This is a genomic window from Roseobacter sp. HKCCA0434 (assembly GCF_032464675.1).
In the GTDB taxonomy this organism is placed as follows: domain Bacteria; phylum Pseudomonadota; class Alphaproteobacteria; order Rhodobacterales; family Rhodobacteraceae; genus Pontivivens.
Window position 1 is genome coordinate 47,966 of record NZ_JAWDKL010000019.1, and the last position, 14,984, is coordinate 62,949.

Consider the following 14,984-nt stretch of genomic DNA (forward strand, 5'->3'; position numbering starts at 1 on the left):
GGCTCAGAGCGCCCCGGCGTCGCGCAGTTCCTGCGCGCGCTCTTCGTCCCACCACCAGCCGCCAGTGCCGATGGAATAGGGCGGTTGAACCTCGGGCTGACCGTAGACGTCGAGATAGGCGATGAAGTGCTTGCCGCTGTAGAATTGCGGGATCCAGATGTGCAGCGAGCGCAGCACGCGGTCGAGCGCGCGGACACGGACATTCAGTTCGTCGCGGGTCTCGGCCTTGGCGATCTCCTCGATCAGGTAGTCCACGCCTTCGTTCTGCAGGCCCATCACGTTCGCGGTGTCCACCTCGTCGGCGGAGGAGGAGCCGAAGATGCCGACCAGCTCCTGCCCCGGCGTCAGGCTCATGCGGTAGCGGCGGGAGGTCAGGTCGAAATCGTAATTCTTCTCCCGCTCGGTGGCCTGTGCCTGATCGACCAGTGGCGCCTCGACGCGGATGCCGAGCCGTTCGAGGTTTTGGGCGAAGGGGTTGATGATCCGCTCGAAGGCGCGGCTGTCGTTGAGGATCTCGATGACGAAGGGCTCGCCATCGGGCCGCATCATCACGCCGTCCTCGATGGTGAACCCGGCCTCGCGCAGCAGGGCGGAGGCCTCGCGCAGGACCGCACGGTCGAGCTGGCGGTCGGCGCTGGATTCGACAGGGGTGAAGGCCGGTTCGGTGAAGACGCTGTCGGGAACCATGCCGCGGACAGGCTCCAAGACCGCGAGCTCCTCCTCGGTCGGCATTCCCTCCGCCTGCAGATAGGAGTTTTCCCAGAAGCTGTCGGTGCGGTTGTAGAGGCCGTAGAACAGCGCCTCATTCGACCATTCGAAATTGAACATCATGCCGACCGCCTGGCGCACGCGCGGGTCCTGCAGATGGGTGCGACGCATGTTGAACCACCAGCCTTGCGTGCCGGTCGGCGTTCCATCCTCCAGCGTCTCTTGCACGATGGTGCCGTTCTCGATGGCCGGGAAGTCGTAGGCCGTGGCCCACAAACGCGAGGTGTTCTCGTTGCGGAAGGTGTACGTCGCGGCCTTGAAAGCCTCGAACGCGGCGGTGGAGTCGGCGAAATACTCGACCCGCTGCTCGTCGAAATTGTTCTGGCCGACATTCACCGGAAGGTCCGCGGCCCAGTAATCCTCGACCCGCTCATAGGTGATCGACCGGCCCGCATCGACGCTGCCAAGTACGTAGGGCCCGGATCCCGGCACGGGCTCGAGGCTCGATTCCGCGAAATCGTTTTCCGCCAGCCAGGAGGCGGGGAAGATCGGCAGCCCGCCGACGATCGAGGGCATGTCGCGCAGCGGTGCGTCAGGGTTGAACGAGAACCGGACCCGCCGCTCGTCGAGTGCCTCGACCCCCGCGACATCGCGGAAGATGCCGAGCCGGTAGGTCGGCCGCCCGTCATCGTAGAGCGCGTTGTAGGATGCGACGATATCCTCGGCCGTGATCGGCTCGCCATCGTGGAATCGTGCCTCGGGGCGGATGTTGAAGATGATCCACTCGCGGTTCTCTGGATACTCTATGCTCTCGGCGATCAGGCCGTAGAGCGCGTCGGGCTCGTCCGCCGATCCCGTCAGTAGGCTGTCATAGAGGATCGAGACGGAGCCCGCCGCGTTTCCGGCGAGGATGTAGGGGCGCATCGAGTCGAAGCTGCCGAAGGCCCAGGTCGTGAAGTAACCGCCTTTGGGTGCGTCGGGGTTCACATAGTCGAAATGCTCGAAATCGGGCCCGTATTTCAGCTCCCCGAACGAGGAGATGCCGTGTGCCTCCGTGACCTCCTGATGCGCTTCGGCGAGGCCCGGCAGGCCGCCGAGGGAGAGGGTGGTGGCAAGGGTCAATGCGGCCAGCGCGCGGCGCGCAGGGGCAAGGGCGGCGGTCCGGCTGTACGACATTCGCAAGAGAACTCCTCATCTGACGGTCCCGTTTCCCGCAATGGTAAGGTCACGGTCGCTCAGGGCAAGCGACGATCCCGTGTGCGACGCAATCGCGCGGGCCGGTCCCGCACGAAAAAGGGCCGCCCCGGCGGGACGGCCCTCTGTCAAGGCGGATTGGCGAGATTATTCGCTCTGCGCCTCGATATAGGCGATCACGTCGGCGCGATCCTGCTGATCGCGCAGGCCGGCGAAGCTCATCCGCGTGCCGGGCAGCCAGCCGCGCGGGTTCTCGAGATACGCATCGAGTGCTTCGTAATCCCAGACGCCGTCCTTTTCCTCCATCGCGGAGGAGTAGCGGAAGCCCTCGACCGAGCCGATGTCGCGACCGACGACACCGTAGAGGTGCGGGCCGGTGCGGTTGTTTCCGTCCTCGATCAGGTGGCAGGAGCGGCAGCGGCGGAAGATACCCTCGCCAGCCTCGGCGGAGGCGGACTGCATGAAGGCCGGGACGTCCCCGTCGGTCGCGGCTGCGTCGTCCTGCGCGGGCTCGGCATCGGTGGCGGGTGCCTCCTCGACGGACTCGCCGGGCTCGGGCGCCTCGGCATCGGCCTCGGCTTCCAGTTGGGCTTCGTCGCCGCCCGCGGTCGGCTCTTCGGGATCGCCTTCCGCCGGGGGGGCAACGCCGCCCGTTTCCGCGTCGGAGGTATCGGTCCGAGCGGTCTGCTCGTCGGTTTCGACATCCTCGACGACGCCGTCGGCTTGGGCCGGGGTCGCGTCGCCCTCTGGCGCGTCGCCATCACCCTCGACAACGGCGGAGGCGGTCGCACCGTCGTTCTCCTCGGCCACGGCCTCGGAGGTCTCGGGGTCGATGGTGTTGGTGTCCTCGGCCTCCGGCGCGCGGACGGGGGACGTCGTAACGGCATCCTCGGTGATCTCGACATCGTCCGCGGTCGCGGCCACGTCGCCATCGTCGCCGCCAGCTTCGGTCACGCCACCCTCGGCACCGGTGGGCAGGCCCTCGGTCTCGCCAGCCTCCGCCGCGTCCTCGGACAGCGCTTCGGCCTCGGCCTCGGCGGCGGCCGCGTCGACCTCGGCTTCGGTCGTCTCCTCGGGGATCACGATGAAGTCCTCGAGGGTCTGGCCAGCCGTCTCGACCAGGTAGGCGATGACGTTCGCGCGGTCCTGCGGGCGACGCATGCCGCTATAGCCCATCTTGGTGCCCGGCGCCCAGTCGCGCGGAGCCTCGATGAAGGCCGAGAGCGCCTCGGCGGTCCAGTCGCCTTCGATCCCCGCCAGCGCGGGCGAGTAGTCGTAGGCGCCGACCGAGGCGATGTCGCGGCCCATCACGCCCAGCAGGTAGGGGCCGGTGCCGTTCGACTCCGAGTCCGCCGAATGGCAGGACTGGCAGGCGCGGAACGCGGTCGCGCCTTCCTCGGCGGAGGCGGTCATCAGGAATTCGCCGATCGGCGGGCCTGCTTCCTCGGCCACCTCGGTCTCGCCGCCGCCCTCGGGCAGCTCGATCTCGAAGGCCAGGTGTTCGTAGTCGTGATGGGCGGCCTCGCCGGTGCCATAGATCGACTCGGCGCCCCACTTCACGAGCAGCAACACCAGCAGGGCGCTGATGATGCCCGCTGCGATCTTGTTGAATTCCATACTGTTCATGCGGACGGCCTTCCCGATCTTGGCGCATGCGCCTGCGCAAAATTCTGTCCCGCAGGTACTACCCGTTCCCCACGGCGCTTTTCAAGGTATAGAAGGCGCGACGAAGCGCCTCCGCAACCGGATGCGTCAATTCGCAGCGAAGGGCAGGGACGATGAGCGGCAAGATTTCATTCCAGGGCGAACTAGGCGCCTATTCGCATCAGGCGTGCCGCGAGATGTTCCCCAACATGGAGCCGATGCCCTGCCGCACCTTCGAAGGCGCGATCGATGCCGTCCGGCGCGGCGAGGCCGATCTGGGCATGATCGCGGTCGAGAACTCGACCTATGGCCGCGTCGCGGATGTCCACCAGCTGCTGCCCGGCAGCGGGTTGCGCATCGTGGGCGAGCATTTCGTGCGCGTGCACATCAACCTGCTGGGCGTGCCGGGCGCGCGGCTGGAAGACGTGCGCGAGGCGATGAGCCACACCGTCCTTCTGGGCCAGTGTCGCGCGTTCCTGAACGATCACGGCATCAAGCCGCTGACCGGCGCGGACACGGCCGGATCCGCCCGCGCGGTCGCGGGCAAGGGCAACGCGGCCCTGGCGGCGCTCGCCTCGGAACTGGCCGGGGAGATCTACGGGCTGGAGGTGCTGGCCCGCCATATCGAGGACGCGGCCAACAACACGACCCGCTTCATCGTCATGGCCCCGGCGGCTACGCTGCCCGAGGTCTCGGACCGGCCGATGATGACCAGTTTCCTGTTCCGGGTGCGCAACATTCCAGCGGCGCTCTACAAGGCGATGGGCGGTTTCGCGACCAACGGCGTGAATATGGCCAAGCTCGAAAGCTACATGACCGACGGCTCCTTCACCGCCACGCAATTCTTCGCCGAGGTGGACGGGCATCCAGACGATCCCGCCGTCGCCCGTGCGCTGGAGGAGCTGGAATACTTCACCTCCTCGCTCAAGATCCTCGGCGTCTACCCCAAGAGCCGCTTTCGCCTCTAGCCGCTTGGCAAACGAACGCTCGTTCAGTTAACCTTCGCGAAAGAGGGCGGGACATGGCGCGCAAGAGCGGATCGAACGGAGAGAAGACCCGTATCGCGGTCGAGGATGCGGCGTCGCGCCTGATCGCACGGCACGGGTTCGCCGCCGTCTCGATGCGCCAGATCGCACGCGAGGTCGGGGTGCAGGCGGGTGCGCTCTACCTCTACACGCCCGACAAGCAGAGCCTTCTCTACGACCTCATGCGCGGTCACATGGAGGATCTGCTCGACACCTGGCAGACGACCGCGATGCCGCAGGACCGGCCCGCGCTGGACCGGCTGGAGCAGTTCACCCGCTTCCACATCCACTATCACATCGCGCGGGCGGAAAAGGTCTTCATCGCCTACATGGAGTTGCGCAACCTCTCGCCCGAGAATTTCGCCGAGGTCGAACGCCTGCGCCGCAGCTACGAGCAGGTGGTGCAGGATATCCTGGAGGCCGGGGTGGCAGAGGGCGCCTGCGCACCGCTCGACACCCGGCTGACCTCGCTGGCGCTGATCGCCATGTTGACCGGGGTGTCGACCTGGTATCGGGACGGAGGCCGGCTGGAGCCCGAGGCCATCGCCGATCGCTATGTCGACATGACCCTGCGCCTCGTCGGCGCAAGAGTGGCGGCCGGCAGCGGCACCTGACGACCCGCTGGGGGCCGGTCGGGTCGACCGCCTGGATCACCTTACGCAGACTTCGTGCCAAGACGCCCGGCGGTTCGATCACTTACCGCTACGATCGATGGCTGACAGATGCCCTCCTGACTGCTGACGTTCGCAGGGTGAGGAGGCGAACGCCCGGTCCGATACGATTTGGCCGCCTCATCTTTATCGGCGGCAACCATCGACAGATCCCGCCTTCGTGCCGCCTTGCCTTTCCGCGGAGACTAGCCCGCCCGGCGTCGGTCGGCGCGGGCCCTCGCCTTCGGATCGCTCTCGAACAGGGCGGCGAGTTGCTCGGTCATCGCGCCGGCGAGCTGTTCCACGTCGGTGATCGTCACCGCGCGTTGGTAATAGCGCGTGACGTCGTGCCCGATGCCGATGGCCAGTAGCTCGACCTGCTTGCGCCGCTCGATCATGGCGATCACGTCGCGCAGGTGTTTCTCGAGGTAGTTCGGCGGGTTGGCGCTGAGCGTCGAGTCGTCCACCGGCGCACCGTCGGAAATGACCATCATGATGCGCCGCGCCTCGGGCCGTCCGGTCAGGCGCTTGTGGGCCCATTCCAGTGCCTCGCCGTCGATGTTCTCCTTCAGCAGTCCTTCCTTCATCATCAAGCCCAGGTTCGGCCGCACGCGTCGCCACGGGGCATCCGCGCGCTTGTAGATGATGTGGCGCAGGTCGTTCAGGCGGCCCGGCTGGTCGGGGCGGCCCTGCTGCAGCCACCGCTCACGGCTCTGCCCGCCCTTCCAGGCGCGGGTGGTGAAGCCCAGGACCTCGACCTTCACCTGACAGCGCTCCAGCGTCTGGCTGAGGATGTCGGCGCAGATCGCCGCGATCGAGATGGGTCGCCCGCGCATCGAGCCGGAATTGTCGAGCAAGAGCGTGACCACCGTGTCACGGAACTCGGTATCCTGCTCGACCTTGAAGCTGAGCGGCGTGGTCGGGTTCGCCACGACCCGCGCGAGGCGCCCGGCGTCGAGCACGCCTTCCTCCTGATCGAAGTCCCAGCTGCGGTTCTGTTGCGCCTGCAGGCGCCGTTGCAACCGGTTCGCAAGGCGGCTGACCGCGCCCTTCAGCGGGTCGAGCTGCTGGTCGAGATAGGCGCGCAGCCGCTCCAGCTCCTGCGGGCTGGCAAGATCCTCGGCCGCGATCTCCTCGTCGAACTCGGTCGCGAAGACCTTGTAGTTGACGTCCGCCTCGCTGATCGGGGGCGGGGGCAGATCGGCGGGCGGCTCGCCCTCCTGCATCTGGGCGTCCTCGGTCATCTCCTGATCGTCGGCATCGTCCTGCGAGACCTGCGCCTCGGCCGCGTCGGGATCAGCCTCGGAGGTCTCCTCAGTCTGTTCCTCGGAGCTGTCGGACTGGTCGTTCTCATCGCCGCCCTGGTCCTCGGACTCGGGCGACTGCTCCTCCTCCGCCTCGTCGCCCTGATCCTCGGGGTCCTCCTCGAAGTCGGGATCCTCGCCCAGTTCCTCGCCATATCCCAGGTCGTCGATGACCTGACGGGCGAAGCGGGCGAAGGCCTTCTGATCCGACAGCACCTCCTCGATCGCCTCCAGCGTGCCACCCGCATGCTGTTCGAGGAAACCGCGCCGCAGCTCCATCACATTGGCCGCGTCGGGGGGCAGGTCGCGGCCCGTCGCCAGATGCCGCACGAGGTAGCCGGCGGCCTCCGCCAACGGGGCCTGCGACGCCTCGTTGATGTCGCCGTAACCCAGCCGCTTCGCCTCCGCCGCGATCTTCGCGTCGATATTGCCGGCGGTGCCGGGCATGGCGCGCATGCCGACGGATTCGCAGCGGGCGGTTTCCATCGCCTCGTAGATCTCGCGCGCCACCTCGCCTTGCGGGTTATAGCGGGCATGGGTTGAGGAATCGTGAAAGCGAGTGCGCAGCGCGTAGGCGTCGGCGACACCGCGGGCCAGCATGACCTCGTCGCGGGTCATGCGGCGCGTTACCTGGGGCAACCTTGCGGAATCGTTCGACAAACCCGGCGGATCGACCGAGTAGCTGACCTTCAGATCCGGCTCGTTGGCGAGGGTTCGCGTCGCCTCGGCAAGGGCCTTTTTGAACGGATCGGCGGGGTTGTCGGTCGGCTTCATCCTGCCTCCGGAGCGCGAAAAACGGTGTATGCGATGCGTATGGCACGCGTATGGCATGCGTATGGCACCGTGACCGCCCTTATTTCACTGATCGGTGCCGATGCCCAGCCCGTCATCGCCGCCGATCTGCTCGGCCAGGGTCGGCCGGTCCGCCACGGTGCGCCCGTCGAGATAGGCGATGCAGGCGAGCTGGTCCGACCGGCGCAGCGGCGAGGAGAAATAGGACCCGGTGCGCGAGCGCGATCCCTCCCACTGGTCGAGATAGGCGCGGGCGAGCGGCAGGATGGCGGCGGCGGTCGCGTCCTCGGCGGCTTGCTTCTCCATCCCGGCGGATTGACGCTCGGCGACGGCATCCTGTGTGATCTCGGCGAAGCGGGCGCGATGCGGACGCGCGGCCTGCGGGTTCATGCCCGAGCCGGACATGACGGCGATCAGGCTCGATTCCAGCGCGGCGCAGCGGTCGAGCATCTGGATGCGGGTGGCCCCGGCGCTGAGAACGTCGGTCACGGGCGCGACCAACGCGTCGAGCGATTGCACCTCGTCCGGTTCGAGCTGCGGCCTGACCGCGATGATCTCGGGCTCGCCGGATTGCGCGCTGTCCTCCGAGAGCTGCTCTTCCATGTCCTGCGGGAACATCGTCGTGCCGCCTCCGTCGAGGTCGATCACGCGCGGGCCATCCTGCGCGAAGCCCGGCAGGGCGAGGACGGTGAGGGCGAGGGCGAGGCGGCGCATGGCGCGAACTCCGGCACGAGGCGGACGATATGTCGCGCCTTCCTGATAGGTTTCAACGCGCGACGGGGCGCATCGTTCAGTCACGCTGTTGCGTGTCAATCGGCCAAGCGCGCGAGCACGAGGTCGCCAAGGCGCATCGCGGGCACCGATCGGTCGGTGTCGGGCGAGGCGGCGAGCGCCGCTATCGTCTGGCGCACGGTCTCGTCCGTCGTCGGGAACAAGATCCAGGTTCCAGCGGGCAACTCGATCAGGCGACCGTCGGCCTCGACCGCGTCAGCCGTCGTCGGGTAAGTCTTTGCCAGATCGAGTCCGGGACGCAGCCACAGCCCCACCGCTCCGACGGCATCGCCGAACGGAGCGGGCATCGTCTCGTCAAGAGCATGGAGCGACAGATTGGTGCAGATGTCGTGTGCTCCGATCCCGCCCCGAGGCAGCGGCTCCAGCACGCCGATATCGCCGTCGCGCACCGTGGCGAGCGGCAGGACCGTGAAGCCCGGCAGGTCGAGAGCGGCGCCGGTGAGGTCGTTGAACGCGACCGGCGATGCCCCCTCCTGCGGCAGGGTGCAGGCGTCGACCCGAGCCTGCATCTGGGCGGCTGTAGGTTCGGCCTCGCCCATCGCCACGCGCTCGGAGGCGGTCTGGCCGAGGGCGGGCAGGGTCGAGAGCAGGAAGCTGGCGGCAAGAAATCTCATGCCGGGCAGCCTAGCGCGGCGCCATCGCCGTGGCGAGCGCCGATCTCACCCTTCGGATTGGCCGAAATACTCCGGCGCGCGGGGCTCAGCCGAGGCTGACGCTCGCCGCACTTTCGGGCAGTTCCTCGTCGAAGCAGCGCTGGTAGAACTCGGCGACGGTCTGCCGCTCCAGCTCGTCGCACTTGTTGAGAAAGGTCAGGCGGAAGGCGAAGCCGATATCGCCGAAGATGCGCGCGTTCTCGGCCCAGGCGATGACGGTCCGCGGGCTCATCACCGTGGAGATGTCGCCGTTCATGAAGGCGGTGCGCGTCAGGTCCGCGACCGTGACCATCTGGGCGATGGTGCGGCGGCCCTTCTCGTCGGCCCAGGTCGGGTTCTTGGCGACGACGATGTCGGTCTCGGCATCGTGGGGCAGGTAGTTGAGCGTCGCGACGAGGCTCCACCGGTCCATCTGGCCCTGGTTGATCTGCTGGGTGCCGTGGTAGAGGCCGGTCGTGTCGCCGAGGCCCACGGTGTTCGCGGTCGCGAACAGGCGGAAATAGGGGTTGGGGTGGATGACCTGGTTCTGGTCGAGCAGCGTCAGCTTGCCGTCCCGCTCCAGCACGCGCTGGATCACGAACATCACGTCCGGCCGCCCCGCGTCGTATTCGTCGAAGACGATGGCCACGGGGTTGCGCAGCGCCCAGGGCAGGATGCCCTCCTGGAATTCCGTCACCTGCTTGCCGTCCTGCAGCTTGATCGCGTCCTTGCCGATCAGGTCGATGCGGGAGATGTGGCTGTCGAGGTTCACGCGCACGCAGGGCCAGTTGAGGCGGCTTGCCACCTGCTCGATATGCGTGGACTTGCCGGTGCCATGATAGCCTTGGATCATGACGCGGCGATTGTGGGCGAAGCCCGCCAGGATCGCGAGCGTGGTGTCGCGGTCGAACTGGTAGGTCGAATCGTGCTCGGGCACCCGGTCGGAGCCCTGCTCGAACCCCTTGACGGTCATGTCGCTGTCGATGCCGAACGCGTCGCGCACCGAGATGTCGTGGGTGGGCGTGTCGCTCATCTGGATCGCTCCGTCGGCCATGGGGTCACTCCTCGCGCGTCAAACCGCGTCTTTGTCGGGTATTTGGCAGGGCGGCGCAAGGGGCCGGTCAGCGCGGCGCGTCCTCGGGCGCCGCGTCGGGATCGGCCTTGCCCACACCCTTGAAGATCGCCTTGAACGGCAGGGCCCAGACGATGCCGAGAGCGGCATAGATCAGGAGTTCCACGAGGATCGGCGGACGCGGGATCAGGCTCATCACCACCCAGGCGACGAGGATGTAGACCGGCAGGCCGACCACGAGGATCAGGATCGACCAGCGACGACGGGCTTTCCAGGACATGCTCATGCGCGCGGAGATAACCCGCCGCGCGCCGGTTGAGAAGGGGGCGTGACGGGAGGGCGCAGGCGAGGGGGCGCAATAAACTCAGCAGAAAATCTCTAGTGTTGTAACAAATTTTGTTCAAGATTACGAAGCTGTTATGACCTGAATTGATCTAGAATATAGGGCATTATATACTATGCGTGCCTGGTTCGTAAGTATATCATAGTATTAGGGTGGCCATTAAAAATCGGATGCCGATCAACTCAATCTGATGTGCTGGAACTGCACTGGTTTGGCAGTCCGATTACAGAATAAATTTTTGTGTATTTATTGTAGATGAAGGCAACCGTAAGGGTGGATGATGGGAATAAAAGTAAGTGTTGGAGACGTTTTTCTCCTACCTCTTGATGCAAACAAGTGGACAATAGGACAGCTCGTGAGCGAATGGGAGAGCGAGCTGTATGTTTGTGTATTTGATAAAATGGTCGAAACGAATGTCATAGATGTAAGGGAGCTAGATTTTTTGAATTTGGCGCTTTTAGCTTTGACGCTTGATGCTAAGATCTTTCACGGAAGTGGGCCGATCATCGGAAACTATACCGGCAATATCTCAGCGATACCCCAGCCGGCATTCAAGGTAAGGCAATCTGGCGTGATTTACATTGAGTCGCGGGATCGCAGTCTCACTAGGATAGCCACTCAGACAGAGCTGGAAGTACTACGCAATCGTACCATATCATCACCCGCTGTCGTAGAGAAAGCAGCACAAAGCTATTTTGGCTTCCGAGATTGGAGTCCTAGCTTCGACAAGTTTTCAAGTGAGTATGCCTATCGAACTTGCAATTTTCTGCATACAAAACACTGAGGTTAATCGAAGTAATAACACTCAATTTATCGAGATTCTTAAAATATTATATATTTGGATTGCTTGCTTAATGAAGATGACAATACTTAGTTTCTAGTTTAGATTGCGAGAGAAATTTCAATCTCCGCCCGCATCGACCAATTTCTCGCAAAAAAAACGGAGTCCTCGACCCCGGCCACATCGCACTTTTGCGAGCCGAACTCATCGGCATTGCCGCCGTTAGCACGCCGGACCTATCCCAGCCAACTGATCTGCCAGACAATCTGACGCACGACCGCATAACCCGCACGGGCGTCGTTCCTGTCTTCAAGAAGGGTGACTTGCAGATCGCCCTCGTCGATCCGCTGGACCAACCGCTCCTTGACCCGATCCAGTTTCTCCCCCGGCGTCGGCGATCTCTTCTTGCGACATGGGTTGAGCGGTTTGGTAGCCGCCGATCTGATCGTCTCCGACTGATGGGGTGGTGGTCGCGCGCCGATGGTCCTACCTACCCTGCGAACGGATGAAAGGACCTCATATGGATATCGACCTGCTCAAGCGGCTTTGCGAGACGCCCGGCGTGCCGGGGCGCGAGCATCGGGTGCGCGATCTGATCGCGGCGGAGATCGAGGGGCTCGCCGATGCGGTGGAGACCGATGCGATGGGCAATCTGCTCGCCCGGCGCGACGGGAAGGGCGGCAAGCGGGTCATGCTCCTGTGCCACATGGACGAGATCGGCTTCCTCGTCAGCCATGTCTCGGACGAGGGCTGGGTGCACGTGAACCCGGTCGGCGGTTTCGACAACCGCAACCTGTTCTCGCGCCGGGTGCTCGTCTGCACGAAGGACGGCGACCTCAAGGCCGTGATGAACCCCGGCGGCAAGCCGGTGCACATCGCCTCGCCCGAGGATCGCAAGAAGATCCCCGACATCGCCGAGTTCTTCGTCGATACCGGGCTCGGCAAGGCCGCGAAGGACCGCATCCAGGTCGGCGATTTCGTGGTGATGGACGAACCGCTGATCGAGATGGGCGACAAGGTCGTGTCCAAGGCGCTCGACAACCGCATCGCCTGTTGGCTGGGGATCGAGGCGCTGCGCCGCGCCAAGGAGAGCGGGCACGAGTGCGAGCTGCACGTCGCCTTCACCGTGCAGGAGGAGGTGGGCCTGCGCGGCGCGCGCACGGCCTCGCACCGCATCCAGCCCGAGATCGGCTTCGGCATCGACACGACGCTGGCCTGCGACACGCCCGGCGTGCCGAAACCGCAGGCGGTGACGCAGCAGGGCGAGGGGTTCGGGCTGCACATCAAGGATGGCAGCTTCATCGCCGATATCGAATTGGTCGAGGAGATCGAGGCGCTGGCCAAGGCGAACGACATTCCCTTCCAGCGCACGATCCTGGCTGCCGGCGGGCAGGACGGGGCCGCGGCCCAGCAGGCCGCAGCGGGCGCGCGGGCGATCGGCATCGTCGTCGGCACGCGCTACATCCACACGGTGACCGAGATGATCCACAAGACCGATCTGGAAGCGGCGCGCGACATCCTCGCCGCCTGGATCACGGCGAACTGAGGCGACGCGCGGGCGCCCCGTTACAGGTCGGCACCCGCGCGTTTCGCCAGGATCGTCTCGATCAGGTCGGCGGCGATCTTGGTATCCTGCGCGCGGGCCGTGCCGCCGACACCGAGCCTGCGGCCCGACTGCCAGTAGAGTCCCGGCACCCATGTGCGGGGGCGGGGCTCATCGAGGATCAGGACGAAGCCGTTGGACGGCTTGAAGGCGAAGATTCCGCGCTCGATCCGGTCGATGCCTTCGTAAGTGGTCAGGGTGTCGCCCTCGTCCGTCACGATGGCGTCCTCGGTCAGGATCAGCGACCGCAGGCCCGCACGGGCGAGGCGGCGCGCCTGCCACAAGGCGATGCCGCCCGCGCCGATCAACACGACCAGGGCCCAGGGGCTGCCCGGGGGCTGCAGGATGACGACCGACAGCAGCATCACCCCCAACAGGGCCATGACCCCGGTGCCGAGCCAGCGCCGGGCGGGAGAGATCGAGATGGTATGGAGCGGGTCGGTATGCGGCATGCGCCGGTCATAGAAGCGCCCGGCGGGGAAATCCATCGCTAGTTGCAAGGACCCGATCGATGCACACGCACATCGCGATTCACATAGCGTGCTGGGAAAACTGTCAAGGTTCTGTTTTGGCTTGATTTCTCAATTTTACGTTCCAGTTGGTCGGACCGGTCGGGGGAAGTTCCCGAGCCGTCATTTTCTAACGGGAGAATTCGATGCGACGTCATGGATTGATCGCGCTTCTGCTCAGCGGTACGGCCCTCGTGCCCGCGCAGGCGCAAGACTTGAGCGAAAATTGCCAGGAACTGCTGGAACTGGCAGAGGCCACGGATGGCCAGCTGAGCGAGGAGCTGCAGGACGCGGCGGATGTCGCACGCGCCAATGACGATGCCCAGTGCGTCGTCTATGTCGAGGAGATCGTGGTCGCGACCGACGAGGACAGCGACACGGCCGAGGCCGCAGCGTCCGACAGCGAGACCTTCTCCGAGAGCGAGACGGTGACCCAGCAGGTCGAGATCACGACCCAGGCGATCGCCGAAGGTGTCGTGGTCGCGCGTGTCCGTCAGCCCGAAGTGGCCGTCGAGCAGGGTGGCCCGACCGTGGACATCGAGGATGCGCCCGCCAACGTCACGATCGATCAGGCCTCGCCCGAGATCGTCGTGCGTCAGCAGGCCGCGACCATCACCGTCGACATGCCGACGCCGACCATCACGATCGAGCAGCAGGCCCCCGAGATCATCATCACCATGCCGCGTCCGGGCGTCAGCGTCGATGACGCGGCACCGCGCGTCGAGGTCCTGATGGCCGAGCCGACCATCCGCGTGACCCAGTCGCAGCCCGAGCTCGACGTCGATGTGGACGTGCGGTTCCTCGAGGAGGGCGAGGAAGCCCCCGCCGAAGGCGAGCGCATCTCCGCCACCACCGAGCGTGTCGACGCCGAAGGCAACGCGGTCGAGAGCGACGTGATCGAGGACTTCGACCTGACGCAGGGAGAAGCGACCGTGCGCCTGACCTCGCCCGAGGAAGGCGACGGCGAAGTGACCTACAACTCCGCCGAGCCGGTGGTGACCTTCGAGGCGGCCGAGCCGAACGTCCAGTTCTCGATGGCGGGCGAGCCCACCGTCCAGTACCAGCAGATCGGCGAAGTCACCGTCACCATGCGTGAAGACGGCATGGAAGCGGACGAGATGGACGACGAGTCCATGGATGACGCGGAGATGGACGAGGAAGCCAATGCCGAGGCGGATGCCGAAGCGACCGCCCTCGCCGATGCGGACATGACCGAAGAGGACATGGAAGCCGAGGCCGAAGGCGAGATGGCTGAAGCCGACGCCGAGATGGAAGAGATGGAAGCCGAGGCTGAAGGCGAGATGGCCGAAGCGGAAGCCGAAGTCGAAGGCGAGATGGCCGAGGCCGACGCCGAGATGGAAGAGATGGAAGCCGAAGCCGAAGGCGAGATGGCCGAAGCGGAAGCCGAGGTCGAAGGCGAGATGGCCGAGGCCGACGCAGAAGCCACGGCGGATGGCGAGATGGCCGAAGCCGATGCCGAGGCGACCGCCGAGGCCGACGCAGAGATGGCCGAAGCCGATGCCGAGGGCGGCGCGGACCTGTCGCCGCTCGCGATGGGTGACGGTGAGATGGCGACCGGCACGGCCATGTCGATGTCCGTCTCCGAACTGCGCGGTCTCGACGTCTACAACCGCGAAGGCGAGGAACTGGGCGAGATCGAGCGCGTCGTGCGCAACAACGATCGCGTCTACGCCGTGGTCGCGCATGGCGGCTTCCTCGGCCTGGGCGAGAGCGAGGTCGCACTGCCGCTCGACCGTATGAGCTTCGCACAGGATCGGGTCATCATGAATGGCCTGACCGAGGAAGAGCTCGAGGCGATGCCCGAGTACGACGTCGATGCCGACGAAGAGATCGCCGACGAGGAAACCGTCGAAGTGATGTCCGACGACGGCTGATCCCGTCATCACGGCATGATATGAGAAAGGGGCCCCGCGG

Annotated in this window: 14 protein-coding genes; 6 read left to right on the top strand and 8 right to left on the bottom strand. The window is 65.4% G+C overall.

Going from position 1 to position 14,984, the window contains the following annotated elements:
* Positions 1–3 precede the first annotated feature (3 nt).
* Both RX333_RS12365 and RX333_RS12370 read right to left on the bottom strand, forming a co-directional pair.
* Complete coding sequence (locus RX333_RS12365; protein WP_316015256.1) at positions 4–1,884, bottom strand: extracellular solute-binding protein; 1,881 nt, start codon at positions 1,882–1,884, stop codon at positions 4–6.
* A gap of 165 nt (positions 1,885–2,049) precedes the next feature.
* Positions 2,050–3,528, bottom strand: coding sequence for a c-type cytochrome (locus RX333_RS12370; protein WP_316015257.1), 1,479 nt, complete (start codon positions 3,526–3,528; stop codon positions 2,050–2,052).
* A gap of 152 nt (positions 3,529–3,680) precedes the next feature.
* On the opposite strand from RX333_RS12370, the gene RX333_RS12375 reads away from it, so the two are divergent.
* A complete protein-coding gene (locus RX333_RS12375) occupies positions 3,681–4,514 on the top strand; it encodes a prephenate dehydratase (protein WP_316015258.1) in 834 nt (277 codons plus the stop codon).
* Positions 4,515–4,567: 53 nt separating this feature from the next.
* On the top strand, positions 4,568–5,185 hold the full coding sequence (locus tag RX333_RS12380; RefSeq protein ID WP_316015259.1) for a TetR/AcrR family transcriptional regulator: 618 nt from the start codon (positions 4,568–4,570) through the stop codon (positions 5,183–5,185).
* A 242-nt stretch (positions 5,186–5,427) separates the two neighbouring features.
* Here RX333_RS12380 and cobT read toward each other — a convergent pair whose 3' ends face one another.
* The 5 genes from cobT to RX333_RS12405 form a co-directional block, all read right to left on the bottom strand.
* The gene (cobT, locus tag RX333_RS12385) at positions 5,428–7,299 is read right to left on the bottom strand and encodes a cobaltochelatase subunit CobT (RefSeq protein WP_316015260.1); all 1,872 of its coding nucleotides are present in this window, start codon (positions 7,297–7,299) and stop codon (positions 5,428–5,430) included.
* Positions 7,300–7,383: 84 nt separating this feature from the next.
* Entirely contained in the window at positions 7,384–8,031 is a 648-nt protein-coding gene (locus tag RX333_RS12390; RefSeq protein WP_316015261.1) for a hypothetical protein, read from the bottom strand.
* Positions 8,032–8,126: 95 nt separating this feature from the next.
* Positions 8,127–8,723, bottom strand: coding sequence for a hypothetical protein (locus RX333_RS12395; protein WP_316015262.1), 597 nt, complete (start codon positions 8,721–8,723; stop codon positions 8,127–8,129).
* 85 nt (positions 8,724–8,808) lie between these two features.
* The gene (gene cobS / locus RX333_RS12400) at positions 8,809–9,795 is read right to left on the bottom strand and encodes a cobaltochelatase subunit CobS (protein WP_316015263.1); all 987 of its coding nucleotides are present in this window, start codon (positions 9,793–9,795) and stop codon (positions 8,809–8,811) included.
* A gap of 67 nt (positions 9,796–9,862) precedes the next feature.
* Positions 9,863–10,099, bottom strand: a complete 237-nt coding sequence (locus RX333_RS12405) for a DUF2842 domain-containing protein (RefSeq protein ID WP_316015264.1) — start codon at positions 10,097–10,099, stop codon at positions 9,863–9,865.
* A 337-nt stretch (positions 10,100–10,436) separates the two neighbouring features.
* Between RX333_RS12405 and RX333_RS12410 the strand changes: the two genes are divergently transcribed.
* The 3 genes from RX333_RS12410 (at position 10,437) to RX333_RS12415 (ending at position 12,483) form a co-directional block, all read left to right on the top strand.
* Complete coding sequence (locus RX333_RS12410; RefSeq protein WP_410056077.1) at positions 10,437–10,940, top strand: Imm26 family immunity protein; 504 nt, start codon at positions 10,437–10,439, stop codon at positions 10,938–10,940.
* Positions 10,941–11,128: 188 nt separating this feature from the next.
* Positions 11,129–11,446, top strand: coding sequence for a hypothetical protein (locus RX333_RS17250; protein WP_410056075.1), 318 nt, complete (start codon positions 11,129–11,131; stop codon positions 11,444–11,446).
* An 11-nt stretch (positions 11,447–11,457) separates the two neighbouring features.
* Positions 11,458–12,483 (top strand): M42 family metallopeptidase, encoded by a 1,026-nt coding sequence (locus RX333_RS12415; RefSeq protein ID WP_316015266.1) that lies wholly within the window; start codon positions 11,458–11,460, stop codon positions 12,481–12,483.
* Positions 12,484–12,503: 20 nt separating this feature from the next.
* On the opposite strand, the gene RX333_RS12420 is transcribed toward RX333_RS12415, so the two are convergent.
* Positions 12,504–13,028, bottom strand: a complete 525-nt coding sequence (locus tag RX333_RS12420; protein ID WP_316015267.1) for a hypothetical protein — start codon at positions 13,026–13,028, stop codon at positions 12,504–12,506.
* Positions 13,029–13,195: 167 nt separating this feature from the next.
* On the opposite strand from RX333_RS12420, the gene RX333_RS12425 reads away from it, so the two are divergent.
* Positions 13,196–14,944, top strand: coding sequence for a PRC-barrel domain-containing protein (locus RX333_RS12425; protein WP_316015268.1), 1,749 nt, complete (start codon positions 13,196–13,198; stop codon positions 14,942–14,944).
* The last annotated feature ends 40 nt before the right edge of the window (positions 14,945–14,984 follow it).

Excerpts from the sequence above, each read along its gene's own strand:
- RX333_RS12365 (WP_316015256.1), bottom strand. The coding sequence starts at position 1,884 with ATGTCGTACAGCCGGACCGCCGCCCTTGCCCCTGCGCGCCGCGCGCTG.
- RX333_RS12370 (WP_316015257.1), bottom strand. The coding sequence starts at position 3,528 with ATGAACAGTATGGAATTCAACAAGATCGCAGCGGGCATCATCAGCGCC.
- RX333_RS12375 (WP_316015258.1), top strand. The coding sequence starts at position 3,681 with ATGAGCGGCAAGATTTCATTCCAGGGCGAACTAGGCGCCTATTCGCAT.
- RX333_RS12380 (WP_316015259.1), top strand. The coding sequence starts at position 4,568 with ATGGCGCGCAAGAGCGGATCGAACGGAGAGAAGACCCGTATCGCGGTC.
- cobT (WP_316015260.1), bottom strand. The coding sequence starts at position 7,299 with ATGAAGCCGACCGACAACCCCGCCGATCCGTTCAAAAAGGCCCTTGCC.
- RX333_RS12390 (WP_316015261.1), bottom strand. The coding sequence starts at position 8,031 with ATGCGCCGCCTCGCCCTCGCCCTCACCGTCCTCGCCCTGCCGGGCTTC.
- RX333_RS12395 (WP_316015262.1), bottom strand. The coding sequence starts at position 8,723 with ATGAGATTTCTTGCCGCCAGCTTCCTGCTCTCGACCCTGCCCGCCCTC.
- cobS (WP_316015263.1), bottom strand. The coding sequence starts at position 9,795 with ATGGCCGACGGAGCGATCCAGATGAGCGACACGCCCACCCACGACATC.
- RX333_RS12405 (WP_316015264.1), bottom strand. The coding sequence starts at position 10,099 with ATGAGCATGTCCTGGAAAGCCCGTCGTCGCTGGTCGATCCTGATCCTC.
- RX333_RS12410 (WP_410056077.1), top strand. The coding sequence starts at position 10,437 with ATGGGAATAAAAGTAAGTGTTGGAGACGTTTTTCTCCTACCTCTTGAT.
- RX333_RS12415 (WP_316015266.1), top strand. The coding sequence starts at position 11,458 with ATGGATATCGACCTGCTCAAGCGGCTTTGCGAGACGCCCGGCGTGCCG.
- RX333_RS12420 (WP_316015267.1), bottom strand. The coding sequence starts at position 13,028 with ATGGATTTCCCCGCCGGGCGCTTCTATGACCGGCGCATGCCGCATACC.
- RX333_RS12425 (WP_316015268.1), top strand. The coding sequence starts at position 13,196 with ATGCGACGTCATGGATTGATCGCGCTTCTGCTCAGCGGTACGGCCCTC.